Origin of the sequence: Treponema lecithinolyticum ATCC 700332 (assembly GCA_000468055.1) — a bacterium.
Classification (GTDB): Bacteria; Spirochaetota; Spirochaetia; order Treponematales; family Treponemataceae; genus Treponema_C; species Treponema_C lecithinolyticum.
Window position 1 is genome coordinate 202,221 of record KI260569.1, and the last position, 23,337, is coordinate 225,557.

General features: G+C 42.9%; 20 protein-coding genes. 14 read left to right on the plus strand and 6 right to left on the minus strand.

The features are described from left to right. Positions 1-59: 59 nt before the first annotated feature. From HMPREF9193_RS09045 to HMPREF9193_RS09075, 7 genes are all read left to right on the plus strand, one after another. Positions 60-656 carry a biotin transporter BioY gene (locus HMPREF9193_RS09045; RefSeq protein ID WP_021687822.1) on the plus strand — a complete coding sequence of 199 codons (597 nt, stop codon included), beginning with the start codon at positions 60-62 and terminating at the stop codon, positions 654-656. Positions 657-771: 115 nt separating this feature from the next. After that, entirely contained in the window at positions 772-1,470 is a 699-nt protein-coding gene (locus HMPREF9193_RS09050; RefSeq protein WP_040848188.1) for an ABC transporter ATP-binding protein, read from the plus strand. Continuing rightward, on the plus strand, positions 1,461-2,057 hold the full coding sequence (locus HMPREF9193_RS09055) for an energy-coupling factor transporter transmembrane component T family protein (protein WP_040848060.1): 597 nt from the start codon (positions 1,461-1,463) through the stop codon (positions 2,055-2,057). Before HMPREF9193_RS09050 ends, HMPREF9193_RS09055 begins: the two co-directional genes overlap by 10 nt. A 154-nt stretch (positions 2,058-2,211) precedes the next feature. Then, positions 2,212-2,673 carry a transcriptional regulator NrdR gene (nrdR, locus tag HMPREF9193_RS09060; RefSeq protein ID WP_040848061.1) on the plus strand — a complete coding sequence of 154 codons (462 nt, stop codon included), beginning with the start codon at positions 2,212-2,214 and terminating at the stop codon, positions 2,671-2,673. Further along, on the plus strand, positions 2,670-4,832 hold the full coding sequence (locus HMPREF9193_RS09065) for a ribonucleoside triphosphate reductase (RefSeq protein WP_021687826.1): 2,163 nt from the start codon (positions 2,670-2,672) through the stop codon (positions 4,830-4,832). Before nrdR ends, HMPREF9193_RS09065 begins: the two co-directional genes overlap by 4 nt. Positions 4,833-4,876: 44 nt before the next feature. Continuing rightward, positions 4,877-5,443: a thioredoxin family protein gene (locus HMPREF9193_RS09070; RefSeq protein ID WP_021687827.1), complete on the plus strand. Its 567-nt coding sequence runs from the start codon at positions 4,877-4,879 to the stop codon at positions 5,441-5,443. A 9-nt stretch (positions 5,444-5,452) separates the two neighbouring features. Then, entirely contained in the window at positions 5,453-6,163 is a 711-nt protein-coding gene (locus HMPREF9193_RS09075) for an anaerobic ribonucleoside-triphosphate reductase activating protein (protein ID WP_021687828.1), read from the plus strand. Between the two features lie 5 nt (positions 6,164-6,168). Here HMPREF9193_RS09075 and HMPREF9193_RS09080 read toward each other — a convergent pair whose 3' ends face one another. Beyond that, positions 6,169-6,582: a bacteriohemerythrin gene (locus tag HMPREF9193_RS09080; protein WP_021687829.1), complete on the minus strand. Its 414-nt coding sequence runs from the start codon at positions 6,580-6,582 to the stop codon at positions 6,169-6,171. Between the two features lie 130 nt (positions 6,583-6,712). Here HMPREF9193_RS09080 and HMPREF9193_RS09085 point away from each other — a divergent pair, with 130 nt between their 5' ends. From HMPREF9193_RS09085 to HMPREF9193_RS09095, 3 genes are read left to right on the plus strand one after another with little or no spacing between them, the layout of a single operon-like run. Continuing rightward, positions 6,713-7,627 (plus strand): nucleotidyltransferase family protein, encoded by a 915-nt coding sequence (locus HMPREF9193_RS09085; protein WP_021687830.1) that lies wholly within the window; start codon positions 6,713-6,715, stop codon positions 7,625-7,627. A gap of 5 nt (positions 7,628-7,632) precedes the next feature. Beyond that, positions 7,633-8,514: a type I phosphomannose isomerase catalytic subunit gene (locus HMPREF9193_RS09090; RefSeq protein WP_040848190.1), complete on the plus strand. Its 882-nt coding sequence runs from the start codon at positions 7,633-7,635 to the stop codon at positions 8,512-8,514. A 1-nt stretch (position 8,515) separates the two neighbouring features. Continuing rightward, on the plus strand, positions 8,516-9,340 hold the full coding sequence (locus HMPREF9193_RS09095; RefSeq protein WP_021687832.1) for a hypothetical protein: 825 nt from the start codon (positions 8,516-8,518) through the stop codon (positions 9,338-9,340). A gap of 49 nt (positions 9,341-9,389) precedes the next feature. On the opposite strand, the gene fusA is transcribed toward HMPREF9193_RS09095, so the two are convergent. From fusA to HMPREF9193_RS09115, 4 genes are all read right to left on the minus strand, one after another. Then, on the minus strand, positions 9,390-11,480 hold the full coding sequence (gene fusA / locus HMPREF9193_RS09100; RefSeq protein WP_021687833.1) for an elongation factor G: 2,091 nt from the start codon (positions 11,478-11,480) through the stop codon (positions 9,390-9,392). A 76-nt stretch (positions 11,481-11,556) separates the two neighbouring features. Further along, the gene (locus HMPREF9193_RS09105) at positions 11,557-14,133 is read right to left on the minus strand and encodes an AAA domain-containing protein (protein ID WP_021687834.1); all 2,577 of its coding nucleotides are present in this window, start codon (positions 14,131-14,133) and stop codon (positions 11,557-11,559) included. A gap of 112 nt (positions 14,134-14,245) precedes the next feature. Further along, on the minus strand, positions 14,246-14,956 hold the full coding sequence (deoD, locus tag HMPREF9193_RS09110) for a purine-nucleoside phosphorylase (protein WP_021687835.1): 711 nt from the start codon (positions 14,954-14,956) through the stop codon (positions 14,246-14,248). 14 nt (positions 14,957-14,970) lie between these two features. Then, the gene (locus tag HMPREF9193_RS09115) at positions 14,971-15,972 is read right to left on the minus strand and encodes a formylglycine-generating enzyme family protein (RefSeq protein ID WP_021687836.1); all 1,002 of its coding nucleotides are present in this window, start codon (positions 15,970-15,972) and stop codon (positions 14,971-14,973) included. A 178-nt stretch (positions 15,973-16,150) separates the two neighbouring features. Here HMPREF9193_RS09115 and HMPREF9193_RS09120 point away from each other — a divergent pair, with 178 nt between their 5' ends. Further along, positions 16,151-17,536, plus strand: coding sequence for a sodium-dependent transporter (locus HMPREF9193_RS09120; RefSeq protein ID WP_040848063.1), 1,386 nt, complete (start codon positions 16,151-16,153; stop codon positions 17,534-17,536). An 18-nt stretch (positions 17,537-17,554) separates the two neighbouring features. Further along, positions 17,555-19,078: an MATE family efflux transporter gene (locus HMPREF9193_RS09125; protein WP_021687838.1), complete on the plus strand. Its 1,524-nt coding sequence runs from the start codon at positions 17,555-17,557 to the stop codon at positions 19,076-19,078. Here the strand turns inward: HMPREF9193_RS09125 and HMPREF9193_RS09130 are convergent. Then, complete coding sequence (locus HMPREF9193_RS09130; protein WP_051306055.1) at positions 19,020-19,748, minus strand: helix-turn-helix domain-containing protein; 729 nt, start codon at positions 19,746-19,748, stop codon at positions 19,020-19,022. The two genes, HMPREF9193_RS09125 and HMPREF9193_RS09130, sit on opposite strands and share 59 nt — an antisense overlap. Positions 19,749-19,885: 137 nt before the next feature. Here HMPREF9193_RS09130 and HMPREF9193_RS09135 point away from each other — a divergent pair, with 137 nt between their 5' ends. Further along, a complete protein-coding gene (locus HMPREF9193_RS09135) occupies positions 19,886-21,364 on the plus strand; it encodes an MFS transporter (protein WP_021687840.1) in 1,479 nt (492 codons plus the stop codon). Between the two features lie 43 nt (positions 21,365-21,407). Then, positions 21,408-23,231 carry a beta-glucuronidase gene (gene uidA / locus HMPREF9193_RS09140; RefSeq protein WP_040848065.1) on the plus strand — a complete coding sequence of 608 codons (1,824 nt, stop codon included), beginning with the start codon at positions 21,408-21,410 and terminating at the stop codon, positions 23,229-23,231. The last annotated feature ends 106 nt before the right edge of the window (positions 23,232-23,337 follow it).

Below are 23,337 nucleotides of genomic sequence, written 5' to 3' on the forward strand. Positions count from 1 at the left end.
CTTTTAATTGTTAACCTGTAATACATAAAGGTTAACAATTAAACAAACAGGAGTATGGTATGAATTCGGCACAAAAAAACAAAAACTTGTTGTTATCGGTTTTTACGGCATTGTTTGCTGCCCTCATTGCAGTCAGCGGTTTTATTTCCGTTCCCCTTCCCGGAACTCCGGTTCCGATTGTTTTACAAAACATGATGCCCGTTTTAGCAGGCGCTTTGCTGGGCGGCATACAGGGAGCAGGAGCGACCGGTTTGTTTTTGCTTGCGGGCATACTCGGCTTACCCGTTTTTTCCGGCGGCAGAAGCGGTCTTGCCCATCTTTTAGGTCCTACCGGCGGATTTTGTATAGGCTATTTTATTGCCGCCGGGGCAACAGGTTTTTATATCGGCAAACCGTCGCTTAATCAAAAAACAAGCATCGTTAAAATAATCGGCGGGTGTATATTGGGTTTTGTGCTGATATACATTCCCGGTTTGGCTCAGTTTATAAAAGTTACGCATAAAAGTTTAACCGAAGCGCTTGCTTTAGCGTGCATCCCCTATTTACCCGGCGATGCCGTAAAAGCGGCTTTAACGGTTATATTGGCGGTAAAATTACGCCCCGTTACCGCACGCTATTTACAATCAAACAGCGTCCCTGTCGATGAGCGCTCCTAACGCTAACGCGCGATCGGTTATCGAGTTAACCGGCGTTACCAAGCGCTTTATTAAAACCGGCACGGAAACGCTTGCGCACACAAGAGCGGACACGGATACAAGTGCGCGGCGGAACATGCAAAAACAGCCCGCTGCGGACGCACGTTACTTTACCGCTTTGGATAACATAACGCTGAACATATACGAAAACACTTGTACAATTATCGGCGGTGCAAACGGTTCGGGAAAAAGTTTATTGATGTTTATTATTGCAGGTTTTACCGAACCGACTTTAGGCACTGTGGTTTGCCGCGAAAAATGCGGTTTAATATTTCAAGACGCCGACACGCAAATACTCGGAGAAACTCCCGAAGAAGACATTTTATTCGGCTTAAAAAATTTAAAAATTCCTAAAGACCAAAGAGAACAACGCCTTTCAGACGCGCTACAAAAAACGGGCTTATGGGAAAAACGCCGCTTTCCCGCGCGGTTTTTATCGGGCGGAGAAAAACGCCGCCTTGCCGCCGCCGCCGTTTTGGCAATGGATTGCCCTATAGTAATCTTTGACGAACCTTATGCCAATTTGGATTATTCGGGAGTGGTACAAGTAAACGCATTAATACAAACTTTAAAAAAAGAAAAACGCACCGTACTGCTTTTAACGCACGAATTGGAAAAATGCTACGCTTTAGCCGATCGTTTTATGGTGCTGCACCGCGGTAAACAAGTGTTCGACGGCGATCCGGAAAAAGGTTTGCGCTGCAAGCTGGAACAATGGAATATCCGCAATCCCTTGTGCGCTTATACCAAAAAGGAAGATTTACTGTGGATGTAAAACCTTTGTTTTCTTACCGTCAAGGCACAAGCATATTGCACAAAATGCCGGCGCTGCTTAAAATTCCGTTGCTGTTTATCTTAAACGCACTTGTCTTTTTTTTGCCCACCGCATACTACGTATCTTATGCCCTTGTGTGTACGGTATGCGCGCGCTATGCGGGTTTTTCTTTTAAACAACAGTTGTACGACCTTAAACCCGTTGCAGGTTATGCCCTGCTTCTTTTGTGCGCACACGCCCTTTCTGAAGCATTGGGCACACCGGGCGACATCGGAGCTTTGGGAGCATTTGTTTTAAAATTGATATGTGCGGTGCAAACTACTTCTTTATTTTTTAACACCACCACTTCTTTGGAATTAAAACAAGCCTTGGAAAAAATTTTACCCAAAACCGCAGCAATTTCTTTTACTTTGTTTTTAGTTTTTATTCCCTTATTGTTTTCGGTATGGGCACAAGCGCAAAGGGCATGGAAAGCACGCGCAGGCAAAAACGGGATCAAAAAACTGTTTGTGCTGCTTCCCGTTTTTATTTCACTTTCGTTTTATAAAGCGCAAAACCTTTTTTATTCTCTTCAAAACCGCAGCTAAAAATTATATTTTTTTATTTTTTTTTATTAAAACCGCTTGCACTAATAGATATAGTGGTGTATAATGCTCGAGAACGCTACATACAGGAAGTAAAGCTTTCCCGTACAGAGTATACGTTTCACTTACCGTTAGTAAAAAATAGGGGGAAAAACGCGTGCGCTGTCCGTACTGCGGAAAACTCGATGACAAAGTGCTCGAATCGCGGACGATGGCAAACGGCGAAAGTATACGCCGCAGACGTGAATGTTTAAGCTGCGGTTACCGTTTTACCAGTTACGAACACATAGAAGAAAAACCTTTTATGGTAATAAAAAAGGACGGCAAAAGACAGCCGTTCGATAGAACAAAACTGGAAAAGGGAATCGAACGCGCTTTGGAAAAACGGCCGGTATCCACTGCGGATTTGGAAAATATCGTAGCCGATATCGAAAACAAAGCTGTTATGAAAGGAAAAGGAGCGCGAGAGATTTCCACACAAGAGTTGGGCAATTTAGTGTTGGAAACATTGCACAAAATCGATAAAGTCGCCTATATCCGTTTTGCTTCGGTGTATCGGCACTTTGAAAACTTGGAAGAGTTTATAACCGAAGTAAATAAGTTGGGAGGAAGGAAATGAACGGGCAAGACGGCTCCGTCAAACAAACGGTGTTCCCCGAATGGAAAAGCTTTTTGGGGACACAAAAAGAAGAAAAGACGGCTATGTTCATCAAGCATGTAGTAAAACGGTCGGGGGAAATCGGGGATTACGACCGTTCCAAAATCAGTACGGCAATTGGGAAAGCCGTAGAGTCGGTTGAAAAACGCGCAAATCCGGATAAAGCCGAACAATTAACCGACAAAGTTGAAGAAAAACTGCGCGCGCTTATGGCAGGCAGGCACGAACATTCCATTCCCGCCATTGAAGAAATTCAAGACATTGTGGAAACCGTGCTGATAGAACAAAACGAAGTGCAAATTGCCAAAGCGTACATTTTGTACCGCGCAAAACACGAAGCTATCCGCGACGCTAAAAGTTTAATGCTCGACATCAATGCAACGATGGACGGCTATTTGGAACAATCCGATTGGCGCGTAAACGAAAACGCTAACGTTAATTTTTCGCTGGGCGGTTTGATTTTACACAACTCCGGTACGATTACAGCAAACTATTGGCTTAAAAACATATATTCGCAAGAAGTTGCGCAAGCGCACAGAACGGCGGCGTTTCATATTCACGATTTATCGATGTTTTCCGGTTATTGCGCCGGCTGGTCGATCCGCCAATTGGTAGCCGAAGGCTTGGGCGGCGTTCCCGACAAAATCACTTCAACTCCGGCAAAACACTTGTCAACGCTTATTCAGCAAATTGTAAACTTCTTGGGTATAATGCAAAACGAATGGGCAGGAGCACAAGCGTTCAGTTCTTTCGACACCTATTTAGCGCCCTTTGTAAAAAAAGACAATATGAGCGAAAAAGAAGTACGCCAGTGCATACAAAGTTTTATTTACGGAGTTAATACTCCCAGCCGCTGGGGAAGCCAAGCGCCCTTTACAAACATTACCTTAGATTGGACAGTGCCCGAAGACATGAGAGCAAAAAAAGCCGTTGTCGGCGGACAGGAAACCGATTTTACTTACGGCGATTGTCAAAAAGAAATGGATATCATCAATAAAGTGTTTATTGAACTGATGATAGCAGGAGATGCCGCCGGACGCGGTTTTCAATACCCCATTCCGACTTACAATATTACCAAAGATTTCGATTGGGACGGTGAAAACGCACGTTTGCTTTTTGAAATGACTGCCCAATACGGTACTCCGTATTTTCAAAACTTTGTTAATTCCGATTTAAATCCGGGCGATGTGCGCTCCATGTGCTGCCGCCTTCAGCTGGACAAACGCGAACTGCGCAAACGCGGCGGCGGTTTGTTCGGTTCGGACGAATTTACCGGTTCTTTGGGAGTGGTAACTATAAACTTACCCCAAATCGGTTATTTAGCGCACACAAAAGAACAGTTTTTTGCCCGCTTAAACTACCTTATGGATTTAGCAAAAGAAAGTCTTTGTGCAAAGCGCAAAGTAATTCAGCATTTGCTCGACGGCGGGCTGTTCCCGTACACCAAACGCTATCTTTCTACACTGAACAATCACTTTAACACCATCGGTTTGTGCGGCATGAACGAATGCTGTTTAAACTTTTTGGGAGTAGATATCGTTAACCCCAAAGGAAAAGCCTTTGCCGAAGAAATACTGCTGCACATGAGACAGCGTTTAGCCGATTATCAGGAAAAAACGGGTGAATTGTTTAACTTGGAAGCAACACCTGCCGAAAGCACATCGTACCGCCTTGCAAGCCACGACAAAGCCCAGTATCCGGATATCATTACTTCCGGAGAAAAAGCGCCCTACTACACCAATTCGTCGCAGCTTCCCGTCGATTATACCAACGACATATTTGAAGCGATGGATCACCAAGAAAGTTTGCAAACAAAGTATACGGGCGGAACCGTTTTTCATACCTTTATGGGAGAAGCGATTAAAGATTGGCGTTCGTGCCGCGATTTAGTACGCACGGTAACTAAAAACTACCGTATTCCGTATATCACCGTTTCGCCTATATATTCGGTGTGCAAAAACCACGGGTATTTGAACGGCGAAATATTTGAATGCCCGAAATGCAAAGCGGAAAAAGAAAACGAGCTGCGCTTAAAATTGCAAGAACTTGAAAAAGAAAAACAAGCGGCTTTAGAGCTGCAAAACGGCGCCGAAAAAGCCGAAGCGGCAGCTTCCTTTTAAGACGGCAGCCGATATTATCGATATTATATATAGAGGAGAAATATATGAGTACGGTAAGACCTATAGCTCAAATTGAGCAAGACATAGCTCAAATAAAAGAAGAGCTTAAAAGCGTGCGCGGAACGGAAACGGAAGTGTATTCAAGAATCGTCGGATACTACCGCTCGGTGCGCAATTGGAACAAAGGAAAGCGCGATGAATACAATCAGCGCAAACAGTTTGTAATCGGTACAAACAATACTCATGCCGCTTCCGGCTGCAGCCAAATAATCGGCAGCGAAAGCAGCGAATGTGCCGAATCGTCCCAAGTACAAAACGGAAACGCCGTACCGAACGGTACTTTAAACGGCGCTGCCGTTTCCTATGAATTTTTCGGCAAAACGACTTGCCCTAATTGTCCCCCGGTAAAAAATTACTTAGCCGGAAGCGGCGTAAACGGAATTTTTGTAGACGTGGATACCGCCGAAGGGCTTGCACGCGCATGCGAAATGGGAGTCCGCGCAGCCCCTACGGTTATTTTATTTAACGAAAACGGCGAAGAAGCCGGCCGCGCATACAATGTAAACGAACTTTCCGCAATACTTGAGCCGGCAGCCGAACACGTAGCCTAACTCAACACTATGCTTTGCGGCGCGCTGATAAAGACAACTCTTGCCGACTATCCCGGCAAAGTTGCCTGCGCGTGGTTTTTAACCGGCTGCAGTTTACGCTGTCCCTACTGTTACAACGGAGATTTGGTTTTTAACCGTTTGCCGCCTGAAAATTCGTATACCGAACAGCAAGTGTTTGAACACTTACAAAAACGGTGCAACGTTCTTTCAGGATTTGTTATTTCAGGCGGCGAAGCGCTGCTACACGATGAAATCGGCAGCATTATAGAAAAAGCAAAGAAAATCGGGTATGCCGTAAAGCTCGACACAAACGGCATGCACCCCGATAAATTGGAAAAACTATTCGAAAAAACCGAAACAACCCCCGATTTTATTGCACTTGATATAAAAACATCCGCGCAGCGCTACAGCCTTTTAGGTTCCGGCACGGAAGTAAACAATGCACAAAAATCCTTAAAACGCTGCATTGAATTGTGCCGCCGCTTAAGCAGCACGTGTGTTGAATACAGAACGGTATTGGTGCCGCCTTTAGTTAAAAAAGACGATATAAAAAATATAGCATCCTTACTGCCTCAAAACGCTTTGTGGCGCTTTGCTGCCTTCCGTGCCGAAAACTGTATAAACCCTGCGTATAACGACATTGTCCCCTACAGCGAAAGCGAAATGCAGGATATTGTCCGTTATGCGCAAAACTTTATACCGGATTCAATTTTACGTTAATTTTTTTATTGTTTTATCGAAGCGTAATATTTTGCCATTTCTTTGTCGGTTATCAATATGTGGTCGAACAGCCAGTCACGCAAAAAACGTACAAATGCGTTGGGCACAAATTGTTTACCGCTCGTATATGCATTTATTGAAGTTAAAATCGTTTTTACAAAGTCTTCGTGTTTTTGTTTATGTTCTTTAAATTTGGGATAGCGTATCCCTTCCATTATTTTTTCTTCATCCCGAAAGTGAACCATAACGTATTCAACCAATTCTTTCATTACATCTTTAAATTTTTGATCAAGTTCGTCGCGTTCCCCTATACAGGCATTATATAATTCATTCGTTAAATCAACCAAATGTCTGTGCTGTTTGTCGACTATTTCAATTCCGACTTCGTAGCTCGAATCCCAAGTAATAAAATTAGCCATTGTGTGCTCCTTATTAAAAGCGTGAAATCTATTATATCCAAAAAAGGCAAAAAAAGCTATAGCTTTTTCCTCCGTTCATTGCTATACTGTGTCGTACAAAACTTAAACATATTTAAGGAGACATTCCTTTATGAAACCTACTTTATTGGTTTTGGCTGCGGGACTCGGCAGCCGGTACGGCGGTGTAAAACAAATCGACTCGGTAGGAGAACACGGCGAAACCTTGCTCGACTTTGCCACCTACGATGCAAAACAGTGCGGGTTTGAACGCGTAGTATACATCATCCGCAAAGACATAGAAAAAGATTTTAGGGCGCGTCTTTTTGACCGCATTGCCAAAAATTTCAACGCCGAGTACGTTTTTCAAAACCCGGACTCGCTGTTTACAAGCGAACAGCTTGCAAAAATTTCTCCTACACGCAAAAAACCTTGGGGAACAATACACGCGGTATTGTGTGCCGAAAACGCCGTTCACGCTCCCTTTGCGGTTATCAATGCCGACGATTACTACGGGCGCGAAGCTCTCCGGCTTATTCATGCACACTTGAGCGCTTCGGAAGAAAACTCAACCGAACACGCAATGGTCGGCTACGTACTCGAAAACACGATGAGCCGCTCCGGTACGGTTTCGCGCGGTATTTGTGTTGTAGAAAACGGATACTTGAGTTCAATGAGAGAAAACACAAAAATAGGCTATCAGGGGAACACCATCGTTAGCGAACTTCCGGAAGGCTCGGTTGTTTTAACGGGAAAAGAATGGGTATCAATGAATTTGTTCGGCTTTACAAAAAAAGCTTTTGAAGGTTTTCATACCTATTGGGATGATTTTATAAGCAAAAACAATAGTGAAGAAAAAGCCGAAGCTTTACTCCCCGCAGCTGCAAGCGACATTGTTTTGCAAGGAAAAGGCAAAATTAAATTTTACTCTTCGCCGGAAAAATGGTTCGGTATGACATATCCGGAAGATAGAGCGATAGTAAAAACCGAAATTGCCGCAAAGATTGCAGCGGGGTACTACCCTGCCGAACTGTGGGAAAAAGTTTAATCCTCATGTTTAAAACAAAAGCTTTTATTTCCGAAAGGGTTTGGGGCTATGAACGCTGGATTGTGTCGGTACATCCTGCAGGACAGGCGAGCGTAGATGAGACAACCGAATTTATCGGCGGCAAAAATCTTTCGTCAGTCATCGGCGCCTCTTATCCGCTGTTAATAAAACTCATTCAAGCAAATGAAATACTGTCCGTGCAAGTGCACCCCGACGACGATTACGCGCGCATTCACGAAAACAGCGCAGGTAAAACCGAATGCTGGTATATTTTGGATGCCGAACCCGGAGCTTCTCTTATATACGGTTTGAACGGCGAATACAGCCGAGAAGAACTGCGGCATGCAATCGAAAATAATTCGCTCGACAGTTATTTGCAAAGTGTTCCGGTTACAAAAGGAGACTTTGTTTTTATTCCGGCAGGAACGGTACACGCCATAAAAGGCGGGCTTAGGCTTTTGGAAATTCAAGAATCGAGCGATATAACTTACCGCCTTTACGATTGGGGGCGCGCTCGCGAAGTGCATGTCGAAAAAGGTTTGGATGTTATAAAACCCGAATGCAACAAACGCGTTTTTTCTTTTGCACCCTTTGCAGGACGTTTTACCTGCCCGTATTTTACGCTCGAAAAAAAAGACTATACGGTAAAAGGACACATTTGCTTTGCAAAAGAATTGACGAGAGAACAAGCGAGCGCTTTCGATACCCCGGCTGCAAAATCCGGCTGGGCATGTTTGGTTATATTGTCGGGTTCGGGCACGCTCGAATCAAACGGCGGTGAATCGTTTAAGGTGCAAGCCGAAGACTGTATTTTGCTGCGCACGGAAGAAAAAATCACCGTAACGCCCGATTCGCATTCCGCCCTGTCTATAATGGAGATCGGCTGACATGATTTTTGCCCTCGTGCCGTATATTTTACAGCTTGCGCTGATTATTCACTGCATAAAAACGAACAAGCCTTTTTACTGGATTTATCTGATTATTTTTATTCCGTACGTCGGGGGCGTCGCCTATCTTTTGGTTGAACTTTTGCCCGCGCTTTTAAACAGCCGCCAATTGCGGCAAACGGGACAAAGCATTGTGCGTACCTTCAATCCGTCTGTTACGATAAAAAAATTGGAAGATCAGCTTGAAAATCAAGATACTGTAAGCAACCGCACCGCTCTTGCCCAAGCTTATATTGAAGCGCAGCAGTATGACAAAGCCGTGCCGCTTTTACGCTCTTGCTTAAGCGGTCCCTTTGCCGACGACAGAGCCACCCTTTTATTGCTCGCCCAAGCGCTTTTTGCCGACGGACAAACTGCCGACAACACACAGACAGCGGACGGCGACGGCGTACAAAGAACAGACACCGATAATACAAATAATCAAAGCAGTGCCGGACAAAGTGCATCCGGCACCCGCGAAGCTGCCGAGATTTTGCAAAAGCTGCAAAAAGAACAGCCGTTTTCGTCTTTAAGCGACAAACTGCTGAACGTGCGAGTTCGCTCTTCGCTGTGTGCCCAGCCGTTAACCGAAGAATTCGAGCGGCTGTGGCAAGAAAGCAAGAATTTTGAAGCGGCTTTTTACTATATACAAGCGCTTGCACAAAGCGGCGAAAACGAAAAAGCACAAAACGTACTTGAAGAAATGCACAAAATTCTTAAAACGTACAAAAACTTCAGCCGTTCAATCGGTTCCGAATGGCTACGCAAAGCGCGGACATTGGTATAAGCAATACCCGCGACCGCAGGAATTTACACTCACCGGCAGTTTTTTTAGCCTAATCCTCGCCGGAAGCAACTGTAATAAATTCTTTTGCGGCGGCAATAACTTCGTCGGCGATTTTACCGCTTATGGGGTCATAGTGGTCGAACGAAGTTTCGAAGCTGCCCGTACCGCTGGTCATCGAGCGTAAATCGATAGCATACTTTAAAAGTTCGGCTTGCGGTACTTGCGCACGGATTTCTTCTATACCACCGCCGATAGGTGTTTGTCCTAAAATACGACCGCGTTTTGAAGATAAATCCGACATAATATCGCCCAAATACTTTGATTCCACCCAAACGGTTATATTCATAATCGGTTCAAGTAAAATAGGACCGGCTGCCCTCATTGCGTCGCGGAATGCGTTGCGCGCGGCAATTTTAAAAGCCAATTCCGAAGAATCTACCGGGTGTTCTTTTCCGTCAAGAACAGTTGTTTCCACATCCGTAACGGGGTATCCGGCTAAAACACCGTGTTCCATAGCTTCTTTTACACCCTTTTCAACGCCCGGAATATAGCTTTTGGATATGGCACCGCCGAATACGGCGTTTGTAAATTTATACGTTCCGCCGCGCGCCAAAGCTTGTACTGACAGCACAACGCGCGCATATTGACCGTGTCCGCCGGATTGTTTTTTGTGCGTGTATTCAGCTTGCGCTTTTCGCTGCACCGTTTCGCGGTAGGCAACGCGCGGCACGGCTGTTTCTATATTGATTTTTGTTTGACTTTTGATTTTATCGAGCGTAATATTGATGTGCAGCTCGCCCATGCCCGAAACGACATTTTGCTTTGTTTCCGGATTGTATTTATAAAAAAGCGTTCTGTCGTCTTCGGCAATGCGGGCAAGCATTTCGCTCATCTTGTCTTCGTCGCGTTTTTCTTTTGCCGAAACCGCCATTGAATACACCGGCTCAGGATGGCGAAGGCGCACAAAAGGCAATGTATCCGAAGCGGCGGCAAGGGTATCGCCGGTACGGGTAAAAGACAGTTTTGCGGCAATGCCTATGTCGCCTGCGCACAGCGCTTTTACCTCTTCCAGCTTTTTGCCCAAACAGCGGTACAATTTGCCGACCTTTTCTTTACGCTTTTCCCTTATATTGTACACTTCGGTATCTGCATTCAACGTTCCGTTTATTACCTTTATATACGACAAGCGGCCGGAAAACTGATCGCTTGCGGTTTTAACCACCAAAGCGCTCATTGTTCCGTCAGAAGAAATCTTTACTGCAGCCGTTTTACCGTCGGTGCCGGCGGCGGTTTCCAAAGCGTGTTCGGGATCCGGTGCAATTTCTGTAATAAAGTCCATCAGCGGCACAAAACCGGAACTTTGTATAGTGCTTCCTGCAAAGGCGGGCACTACTCTATTGTTTTGCACGGCTATTTTAAGACCGCGCTCTATTTCTTCGTTTGTTAATTCACCGTCATCTATAAATTTAACCAATAAATCGTCATCGCCTTCGGCGGCAGCTCCTGCAAGCACGGCACGCGCATTTTCGTAATCTGCCTTATACGCATCCGGAATCTCCGAAGCGCTTTCTTTTTGCCCCGCAGCGGGAACAAGGTATGCCTTTCCCTGCAGTACGTCGATAACACCTTTATAGGATGCGCCCTTGCCGATCGGAATCGTAACGGGGCACACTTCGACTTTAAACTTTTCACGGATATCTTTTAAAACGGCAGCCATATCGGTTCTGTCTTCTTCGCAGCGGTTGATAAAAATCATGCGGGGCTTATTGCGCCGGTCAAGATCCCGCCACAGTTTAACCGTTTCTATTTGTGCACCGCTTCTTCCGTCTATGAGCATAAGAGCCGATTCGGTCGAGCGGAACGCCGCGATAACTTCGCCTGCAAAATCCGAAGAACCGGGCGTATCCCACACGTTTATATTGATATTTTTCCATGTAATATGAGCAAGGGACGCGTATATCGAAATCTTCCGCTCGATTTCTTCGGGAGAATTGTCGCTGACCGTCTTTCCCGATTCCGTGCTTTCCGGCTTGGAAATGCTTGAGCCTGCATAGAGCAAGTGTTCAAAAAAGGTGGTTTTTCCGGTTTGGCCGTGCCCGGCAAGGGTAATATTGCGAATTTGACTCGTTGTAAAATCCATGAGAACGCTCCTTTATTCCTATTCCTTATTCTTTCAATGATAAGGCGTGAAAAAGGATATTGTCAAGTAAAAAATATCAATTGCTTGACAAGCTTCTCAAAAAAGTTATAACTTTATTCTCTACATCGCTTTCTTTAGTAGATATTCTTGTAAAAGGTAGTCCGATAACTGCAAATATACGATCTTTTTTCGTATCGCGTTCGGCTTGTTTTGTTCCTCTTTTATGAAATGAATATCCATCCAGTTCTATTGCACAAACGAATTGCTTTGTCAATTTTTTATAAATTAAAAAATCCGTATGTGTAAGTTTATTGAGAACATAAGCCTTTTCTTCCCGCGTCAACAAACACAAAGAGTCAGTCTTTATCAATTCACGAAGAGGCATTTCGAAAATAACATCGAGATGTGAAAACTCGTTTTTTTTACAAATATTTTTTAATACATAATATGCGATGTTTTCGGAAGGATATTTTGAAATATTTTCGATATTTTTAAGTAATTCAAGCCGTTGTTCGGTATATTGTTTATAAAGATAATCAAAGACAGATACAATGTTACTTTGCCGGATTGTAAAATTGTTGTATTCAATATATTTTATTAAATCCATAATATTGGTATTTTCGCTTTGTTCATTACCGGACAATACAATATACAAGCGTTTTTTTGCTCGAGAAATCGCAACATTCAATAATTTTGTGTCATCGCTAAAATCGGTTATTTCATTATCAACGGTAGAAATAATTATAGTATCTTTTTCTCTTCCTTGAAATTTATGTACGGTATCTCCTTCAATAGTATCAATATCCGTATTAATATGCTCCGTTTGGTTTCTATAAGGTGCGATAATCCCTATATCATCTCTATTAATATGTTGTAATTCAGGCAATATTTCATTTTTAATAACATCGATTTGACGCTGATTGTATCTGTCCGTACAATGGTTTCCGGGAACGGTTTTTATAGCTTTAAGTACGTCCTGCTCTCCTTTATCTTCAGTCATTATTAAAAGCTGATTATTATAAAATTTTTGATTACAAAAATTAATAATTTTCGGATGACAACGATAATGTTCCCTAAGTAAAGTTTGCGGCACATCAGGAATAATTCGTTCAACGGATTCCAAAAAGCTGTGGTCGAACCTATATCCTTCATTAAGTGAATATGAATTGAAGATGGTGTCGGTTTGCTTTTTTATAAAGTCGTTAACGACATTCGGTAATTGCATTTTATCTCCGACAATAACGGCATTTTTTGCACAAGATAATGCAATTGCTCCGGTTACAATATCGACTTGGCTTGCTTCATCTATGATTAAATAGTCGTATAAAACAGTATTATTATAATATGGTAAGCAATTTCTTGCTGAAAAGGTAGTACTTAGCACTATAGGGTATTCATATTGAAATTGTTTAAAGTTATTTTGAAAATCGGCAGCAGAAAAAATTTTGCGATTATCTTTGCAGTATTTTTTATATATATAATTCTGTAAATACTTTAATGAGTCGGTATATACATCTTTGAGAGAGAATTCATCACAAAACTTTTCTTTAATTTCTAATTCTTCGGTTAATTCGGATCGTTTTTGCACATAATATATTTCTTTTAACAAAACAATCACCGCCGTTACATCGGTATTCCAGAATTTTAGGTTGCCTATTCTATATTTTAAGAAAAGTTCCAATTTAAATAAAATAAAGAACGGGATTTCTCCGGATAAATACTTTTGAATACGCTGCCATAAAGTTATAATTGTATTTGAACTTAGTTTTTTTATTTTCAAATTCTTATAAATATTCAAAGTAGAATTATGCAAAGCAAAATATTCTTTTTCCGTCTTAATTTGAGATAATTCACTTTTTATTTCGGAAATACGTTCTTGGAAGTCATAAAGCTTTCGCAACTTTATACATTCATTATAGATAAGATCGGCAGAAGGTATTTGTTCATCTTTAAAATCCCAACAGTGTAATTTTTCCGGATATTTACCGTTTTGCGATTTGAAAAAACTATCCGCATTTTCTTTTTTTCCAAGACTTGCACATATAAAATCCAATCCATTTTGTTCTGCCGACAATTTATCTAATATATTTGCCGTCGCAGCATTATTATTGGAAACAACTAATACGGTTTTATTTTTTATCAATAAATTTGCAATAATATTCAATATTGTTTGTGTTTTGCCCGTTCCCGGAGGTCCTTGAATAATACTTAAAGAATTTTCCAAAGCATTTTGTACCGCAGTATACTGACTGTTATTACAGCCGAAAGGAAAAATTAAACTATTGGGTTTATATTTTTTTAAACGGACAGATCCAGGATTTAGATAAGAAGATAAAACAGTTTTATCTTCTATAAAATTGATTTTTTCAAAATATTTTTTAAGAAGGTTTTGCCCCTCTTCATTTTCCAGGCCGCAGCATTGAGCTATTTCTTTAAGATATGTAAAAACAGAAAAAGAATTTTTACTCTGTAAGCAATTTGTAATAATTTTGACATTATTTTTTTTATATGTATAGACACCTTCGGATCCTATAAATCGGATTTCATATAATCCGTTTTTTTCGTTAAAAAAAATACTATCTATATTTTGAGTTTTATCTTTTTGTATACCGTCTTTACCGATTAAAAAGATCTTTTTTCCTTCAGTACTCATTATAGGTTTATTATAAATTTTAATTTTATATAAAACACGATAAAAAAACACTGTGCAGAAAATATTCGGTTTTTCATACACAGTGTTTTCCAATATTGCCGCTATTATTGCCTCAATCCGTTACTGCCGCGGCGGTTTCCAGTGCGATTTCCATCATTTGTTTAAACGTAAGTTGGCGTTCTTCGGAAGATGTTGTTTCTCCGGTTGCGATGTGGTCGGACACGGTAAGGATTGCAAGCGCTTTTTTGCCGAATTTTGCCGCAAGCGTGTACAGTTCGCCAGCTTCCATTTCGATACCCAAAACGCCGTAGCGCGCCCACAGCTTCCAGTTTTCGTTTTCGTCATAAAACAAATCGCTCGAAGCAACCGAGCCTACGTGGTGCGCAACTTTTTTTTCGAGTGCAACCGAGCGCGCTTTTTCGAGCAGTTCAAAATTCGCCGTCGGTGCAAAGTGCAAAGAACCGAAGCGCTGGGTCATCAAAGATGAATCGGTGCATGCACTCGAAGCGAGAATAACGTCGCGCACTTTTGTACTCGTATGAACGGCGCCGCAGGTTCCCACGCGGATTGCGTTTTGTACGCCGTAAAACTGAAACAGCTCGTTCACGTAAATCGACAGCGACGGCTGCCCCATACCCGTTCCCTGAACGGAAATGCGCTTTCCTTTGTACGTTCCCGTAAAACCGAACATGCCGCGCACTTTGTTGTAGCATTCGGCGCCTTCCAAAAACGTTTCGGCTATAAACTGCGCGCGAAGCGGATCCCCCGGCAGCAGCACCGTTTGTGCGATTTGTCCTTCTTTTGCCGCGATATGCGTACTCATCAGAACCTCCGAATTTAAAGGCGGCGCACTACGCGCAAGCCGATATTTTCGCTGGCGCCTGAAGCTGTTTGGTCAGCAGCCGCTCGGTTGGAACAAGCCGCTTCATTCGAGCCAACGCCCCAATTACCTCCGCGAGCAACGCGGTCGGTACCGCTAGCAGCGCCGGTATAGTCAGACGGCAGCGGATTAGGCAGGGGGTTATCGTATATATCCCAACACCATTCCTGTACGTTCCCGCTCATATCGCGTAAACCGTAGCCGTTTGCAGTTTTTGTGCCTACTTCGTGTGTCGTATTGTTTGCATCTCCTCCGTCAGTATTGACGTACCACGCATAGTTTTTCAACTGCGCTTTTTCGTTCGTTCCCGCCCATTTATTTTGTGTACCGCCGAGGGCAGCCCATTCCCACTCGGCTTCGGTCGGCAAACGGAATCCTTTCGCAGTCCATTTTGCATGCGGAATAGTGTTGCTTGCGGCATCCGCTGCCGTATATGCGGTGGTAAACGCAGCATCCTTGTAATACACGCATTCGCCTGCACCCAATTCAGTCACTTTTTTGGTCAGCTCGTTGCAAAAGACAATACAATTCAGCCAGCTAACTTTTTCTACCGGATTTTTAGGCTTGCCCGTAAAGTTACTCGGATTGCCGCTCATCACTTTACTCCACAGTTCCTGTGTTACTTCGGTTTCGCCGATGTAATAGGCGGAAATACTTACCGGATGCGGCGGGTTATCGCCTTGATCGGTGTGCCCGATATTTTTGCCTGATACGGCGTCTATGTTTTTTAGCGTAAAGCTTACCCCGTCTACCGTGTACGTTTTATCGGTTGAAGGAGCAGGAGGTGTTACCCCTCCGCCGCCGGAGCTACCGGAACCCGTGTTATTGCCTGAACCGCCGGCATTGTTGGGGCATGCACTAAAAATCGTCAAAACGGCAAAAGTCAGCACTGCAGATATAATAAGCGGCGCAGCTCCCGTGAGTGTAAAGGCAAAAGTCTTTTTGTTAGAGTTTGTCATACATGTTCTCCTTGTTATGGTTTCTTTTAATCCGTGATACAACTGCACATATTATATCACACTTGGACGGATAAGGGAACTGTCCTGCAAAATATAATTTTTCCACGCTCTTATTTACATATTTATGCAAACTCCTGTATACTGTGCTCATATTTTTTTAAGAGAGGAAACAAAAACAGTGAACGGTCAAACACAACGGGAAACCTTGGCAAGCAGACTGGGCTTTTTATTTTTGTCGGCCGGGTGCGCAATCGGATTGGGAAACGTGTGGCGTTTTCCCTACATTACCGGATTGTACGGCGGCGGCGCCTTTGTTATGCTCTATCTTGTTTTTTTAATCGTCTTGGGTTTGCCCGTTATCATTATGGAATTTGCAATCGGACGCTGTTCACGCCAAAATGTTGCCGGCGCTTTTTATAAACTTGAACCGGCAGGCAGCAAATGGCACATTTTCGGCTACATTGCCATAGCCGGTAATTACCTTTTGATGATGTTTTATACAACCGTTGCCGGTTGGATGCTGTACTACTTTGTTGCAACGGCAAAAGGTAATTTAAGCGGTTTAACTCCCGAACAAGTAGGAAACTTTTTCGGCGCTTTATTGAACAATCCTTCATCCATGCTGCTGTGGATGTTTATAACGGTAGCCCTCGGTTTTACCGTGTGTTCAGGCGGACTGCGCAACGGCGTAGAACGCGTAGCTAAAATTATGATGTCCTTTTTATTTATCATCATGCTCTTGCTGGTTATCCGCTCCGTTACTTTACCCGGAGCTTCAAAAGGCATCGCTTTTTATTTAAAACCCGATTTTAAACGCATGATCGAACACGGCTTTGCAGAAGCCGTATATGCCGCTATGGGGCAAGCCTTTTTTACGCTCAGCCTCGGCATCGGAGCTATGACGATTTTCGGAAGCTACATCGATAAAAAACGCAGCTTAACCGGCGAATCGCTTCATATCCTCGGCTTAGACACTCTTGCAGCTTTTATGGCAGGTTTGATTATCTTCCCTGCAAGCGCCGCATTCGGCATAGATGCAGGCTCCGGTCCCGGCTTGGTATTTGTAACCCTGCCAAACATATTCAACGTACTGCCGTGGGGCAGACTGTGGGGTTCTTTATTTTTTATCTTCATGAGTTTTGCCGCAATGACAACCGTTATAGCCGTATTTGAAAACATTGTTTCATATGCAATAGACATTTTGCATTGGAGCCGCGCCAAAGCTTCGATTGTAAACGCCGTACTCATCGGCATTTTGTCGGTACCCTGTGCGCTCGGTTTTAACTTGCTTTCCGGCATTCAACCTTTGGGAAAAGGCAGCAGCATTTTAGACGCCGAAGATTTTATCGTCAGCAACAATATTTTACCGCTGGGCTCAATGGTGTTTTTGCTTTTTTGCTGCCACAAAATCGGCTGGGGCTGGGATAAATTTATTGCCGAAGCGGACGCAGGAGAAGGCGTGCGCTTCCCCAAAGCGTTACGTTTTTATATCAGCTGGATATTGCCTGCAATTGTGTTTGTAATCTTTATTTTCGGTTATATAGAAAAATTCGGCAAGCGTTAAACATTCGAAAGGAGAGCGATGGAAAAATCCGTACAAAACATCGACTTTACCGAAGGTGCGATAGGCAAAAAACTTTTTTTGTTTGTACTGCCTATTCTTGCAGGGAATATACTGCAGCAACTGTACACAACGGCAGATGCCGTCATTATCGGAAAATACACGGGAAAAATCGGCTTAGCCGCAATAGATTCGGTACATGCTTTATTGCGGCTTCCGGTACTCTTTTTTACCGGCTTTGCCACGGGAGCCGCCGTTATCATTTCGCAATATTACGGTGCAAAAGAAAACGGCAAATTGGCACAGACGATTCAAACTTCATTGTTGTTTGCACTTGCAGGCGGATTGGTTTTATCGGCAGCAGGCTTTTTTGCCGCACCGTACGTGCTCAACTCAATAGCGGTTCCGCAAGACCTGTACCCTTTTGCTTTAACTTACGTGCAAATATATTTTGCAGGCTTTGCGGGGATGATGCTTTACAATATCGGATCGGCTATATTGCGCGCGCTGGGAGATTCAAAAACGCCGCTGTATATTTTAATCGGTTCGTGCGTACTCAATATCGTTTTGGATTTGATTTTTATAGTTTATCTAAAATGGAATATTTTAGGAGCGGCTGCATCTACCGCCGTATCGCAAGCGCTCAGTGCGGCAGCGGTTTGTACAATCGTCATAAAATCAAAATTTGCCGGCATAGTGGGTGTTCCAACCGATACGGCATGTGTTTCGGACGCTATAACGGGTGTGCCAGCCGGTATGCTGCACAAACACAAAATAGGATGCAATGCTGCAATACTTAAACGCATTGTGCAGCTCGGATTTCCGGTAGGCATTCAGTCGGCGGTGTACCCTTTGGCAAACCTATTTATACAATCGAGTATAAACACCACCGGCACCGACAACATTGCGGCGTGGGCTTTGTGCGGCAAAATGGATTTTTTAGTATGGATTGCTTCATCTTCCTTAGCTTCCGCCGTTTCGGTTTTTTCCGCCCAAAACTACGGCGCGCATAAATTCGGCAGAATAAAAAGAGGAACGCTCTACGGCGCCCTCATAAATATTTGTACGATAGCGATTATAAGCGCCGTTTTGTATCTGTACGGCGGCACATTGGCAAAATTATTTATAAGCGCATCCGACTACAATATAATTCCCGTCACAGTACGCATACTGCATTTTATAGCACCCTTTTATGTTTGCGACTTGTTCGGCGATTTGTTTGCCGGCACAATCAGAGGAACGGGTAAAACCTTTACCGCCATGCTTATAACGCTTATCAGCGCATGCGGTACGCGCATAGCGTGGATACTGTTTGCCGTGCCGCATAACAACGATTTACTGTATATTTTGGCAAGCTTCCCGCTTTCATGGGTACTCAATTCACTTGCTATAAGCGTATATTACGTAATATATGCGCGAAAGAATTTTAGGAACATGACAGAGGCGGTGCTTCCGGAAGCTGTTAAAATAAAACAGGCTAAAATCACTACCCTGTTAAACGTTGTTTTCGATATGCACTGGGAGCGTAGCCGTACACGCGTTTAAACATCCGTGTAAAATAATTGGGATCGTTAAAACCGCAGTCAAAGGCTATTTCCTGTATGGATGAAGTTTTTGTATTTAAAAAATCCAACGCTTTTTGTAAACGCACCCGGGTAATGTAATCCGTAAGCGTTACGTTAACTTCTTTTCGAAAAAGTGCGGATAAATAACACTTGGTAACGGCACATTGTTTAGATAAAACGCACAGCGTCAATTCTTCGTTATAATGAAAGTCAATATAATCCAAACAAGAACGGATTATCGGCGAATACGGTAAACGTGAACAACTGCGAACTAAAGCACAATAACTGCGAATCATCTGTGCCGGCATAAACTCAAGTTGTGACTTGGATGCAGTTTCGATTTGTTTTGCTAAGCGGGTAGAAAGCCGGTCTATGTATAACGGATGGATGCAAGCCGTTTGAACGCTTTTTCGAAGCAAAGTATTTAAAATAATATACATATTTTTACTGTTACGCAGCACATCGTTTGTGCGCGGCTCTATTCCATAGTGCATAATACGTTTATAAAAAGTAAGCGCTTTTTCCGTATTGCCGGCTGCTACGGCTTGAATAAGCTGTGTTTCCGCTTCGTAACGAGATTCAACAACCGATTTATACAGTTCCGAATGCTCAAAATCGGTATGTTTTTGCATAGGTGTATCCGTGTGCATTAAAATACCTCCTTATAGACCGCATCTGCCGGCAAATAGATAATAATAAACTAACATAATACAGTGCTAAAATCAATAAAAATTATTCTAGTATAGAATTTTAAAACAGGTTTATACTGTGTTTACGGAGGATTTTTATGAATAATCAAACAGAAGCAAAAGGTATTCACCGTGCACGGCTTTGGCAAGTCGGCGGGTTTGCTTTAAACAACACGGCTACAAATCTATATTTGTTTTTTATGAATTTTATAGCCTATTATTTAACCGGTTTTGTTGGAGTAGGAGTAGTTTTGGCTTCCACATTAATCACTTCCATGCGTATATGGGACGCCGTTACCGATCCGTTTATCGGATACATAGTTGATAAAACGAACGGAAAATTCGGTAAAAACCGCCCGTTTATGGTTATCGGGAACATCATATTGGCACTAACCAGCTTTATTATGATTGCCGTAACACATAAACTGCCTGAAAGTGCACGATTTATCTTTTTTGTTTTTATATATATGATTTACATTATCGGCTACACGCTTCAGTGCGTTGTAACCAAAGCGGCTCAAACCTGTCTTACCAACGACCCGAAACAACGCCCCTTGTTTTCAATTTTTGACGGTATATACAACACCTTATTGTTTTCAGTGATGCCTATTCTTTTTACCGGTATTTTTGCAAAAAGATACGGTGGTTTTACGGATATGTTTTTTATGAGCGCATGGCGCATTACCGCTCCCCTATCTGCACTGCTTACCATTCTCGCCGTTATTTCCATAGCTTCAAAAGACAGATGCGAATATTTTGGAACAGGTAAAGCAATAAAAGTCGGTTTTAAAGATTATTGGGACGTATTAAAAAACAACAGAGCCATTCAAATGCTGGTAATATCGGCAAGTACCGACAAATTGGCTTTAATAACGCAAGCAAACGGAACGGTTTTGGTAATGATTTTTGCCATCATTTGCGGTAACTTTGCTTTGGCAGGTGCAATTGCAGCGTATACGGCAATTCCTACTATGTTGTTTTTATTTTTCGGCGCAGGTTATATTGCTACCAAACTCGGGCAGCGCAAAGCTATGCTGTTCGGCACCATAGGAGGTATTATTACTTGTGTTTTACAAATAATTTTATTTTATGCAGGCAATCCGACCGATTTGTCGTTCCCCGGTGTTGAAGGTTTTTCAGGCTGGAATTTCTTTACTGTAGCCTTTGTATTGTTATATTTGTGTATGAAAGGCTTTACCGCAGTATCGGGCAATATCGTCATTCCGATGACCGCAGACTGTGCCGATTATGAAGTATACCGTTCGGGACGCTACGTTCCCGGTCTTATGGGTACTTTGTTCAGTTCCGTAGATAAAATCATCTCTTCTTTGGGCGCAACCATTATAGGCGTTATGTGTGCCGCAATCGGTTTTAAAGATAAACTGCCGGACATTAATACCGCATTAACGGGACAGTTAAAATTCGTCGGCGTTTTTTCTATGTACGGTTTATTGATTATAGGTCTTGTATGCAACCTAATCGCTATGAAATTTTACCCGCTCACCAAAGCAAAAATGGCTCAAATACAAGAAGAAATTGCAGCTATTAAAGAAAAAGCTGCAAAAGAAAACATTTAATGCCGGCACAAGATGCTTGCAAAATTTTTTATAGGAGAAACTTATGTTATATCCCATACTGACACAGTCTCGCATGCTTATCGATTTAAGCGGTACGTGGCGCTTTAAACTTGACGACGGCAGCGGATTTGAAAAAAAATGGTACGAAAAAACATTGGATGATGCACAACTTATGCCGGTTCCCTCTTCTTACAACGATATTAAAGAAAGTGCGGATTTAAGAGATCATTACGGATGGGTTTTTTACCAACGTGATTTAAACATACCCGCTTATCTAAAAACTCAACGTATCGTGTTGCGATTCGCAGCAGTAACGCACAGCGCTAAAGTGTATGTTAACGGAACATTGCTGTGTGAACATAAAGGCGGATTTTTACCGTTTGAAACGGAAATACCCGAAAACCTTATACGGGACGAAAACCTGTTAACCGTTGCAGTAGACAACCGCATAGACCACTCAACACTTCCGGTAGGAAGAGAAGATGAGAGCAATGTATTAGGCGGAAGTTTTTTTCCGTATACACCGACTAAAAAACAAAACAAGCCGAACTTTGACTTTTTTAATTATTGCGGTATTACGCGCCCCGTTAAACTGTACACAACACCGAAAGACGCTTATATAAGCGATATAACTCTTACCAGCTCGCTTGAAAATAACACAGCCCGTATCAATTATAAAATCGACACAAAAGGCAGCGCCCATACGGCAATCGGTGTATATACTAAACAGGGTGTGTGTGTAGCTCAAACCGAAAATACCGGCACAGAAGGTTCATTAACCATCGAAAATGCGGTATTGTGGGAACCGCTTAAACCGTATTTATATGAAGTCAAAATCAGCTTCGGTGAAGACCGCTATACCCTGCCCTACGGCATCCGCAGCGTCGCAGTAAAAGGAAATAAATTCCTTATTAACAACAAACCGTTTTATTTTAAAGGCTACGGAAAACATGAAGACACCTTTCCTGCAGGCCGCGGTTTAAACATGCCTATGAACGCAAAGGACATCAGTTTAATGAAATGGCAAGGGGCAAACAGTTTCCGCACCAGCCACTATCCGTACAGCGAAGAAATGATGCGCTTATGCGATGAAGAAGGCATTGTTGTAATCGATGAAACGACAGCTGTCGGTGTACATTTGAATTTCGGCGGAGGGGCGGCACTAAAAGACGGTAAGCGCGTTAACACTTTCGATCCGATTGAACAAGGCGGTATACGAACGCAAAGTCACCATAAAGAAGTTATTAAAGACTTAATCGCTCGCGATAAAAACCATGCATGCGTTGTTATGTGGAGTATTGCAAACGAAGCGGACACCGGCAGCAAAGGTGCATACGAATATTTTAAACCGCTATTTGATTTGGCGCGCGAACTGGATCCACAAAAACGCCCCTGCACTCTTGTCAGCCTGCAAATGGTTAACTATAAAGAAGACTGCACTATAAAGTTAAGCGATGTTTTTTGTTTGAACCGCTATTACGGATGGTATACATGTGGAGCCGATTTGCAAGCTGCCGAAAAAATGTGCAGGGAAGAATTGGAATTCTGGAATTCGTTAGGTAAACCGTTTATGTATACCGAATACGGAGCGGACACTGTTATGGGCTTGCACGATACAACGGACAGTATGTTTACCGAAGAGTATCAAGTGGAGTACTACAAAACAAACCACAAAGTTACGGATACACTGGATTGCTTTATCGGTGAACAAGTGTGGAATTTTGCGGATTTTGCAACGAGTCAAGGACTGATACGCGTACAGGGTAATAAAAAAGGACTTTTTACACGGGACCGTAAACCAAAACTTGCCGCCCACTATTTTAAAGAACGCTGGTCAAAAATCCCTGACTTCGGGTATAAAAAATAAAAAACTGCAACCGATTTTTTAAAACGGTAAAAACACCTGCCGTCCTGTTGTTTTAGACAAGACGGCTGGGTTTTATTAAGTGTACAGCCTCTAATTTTAGATATTG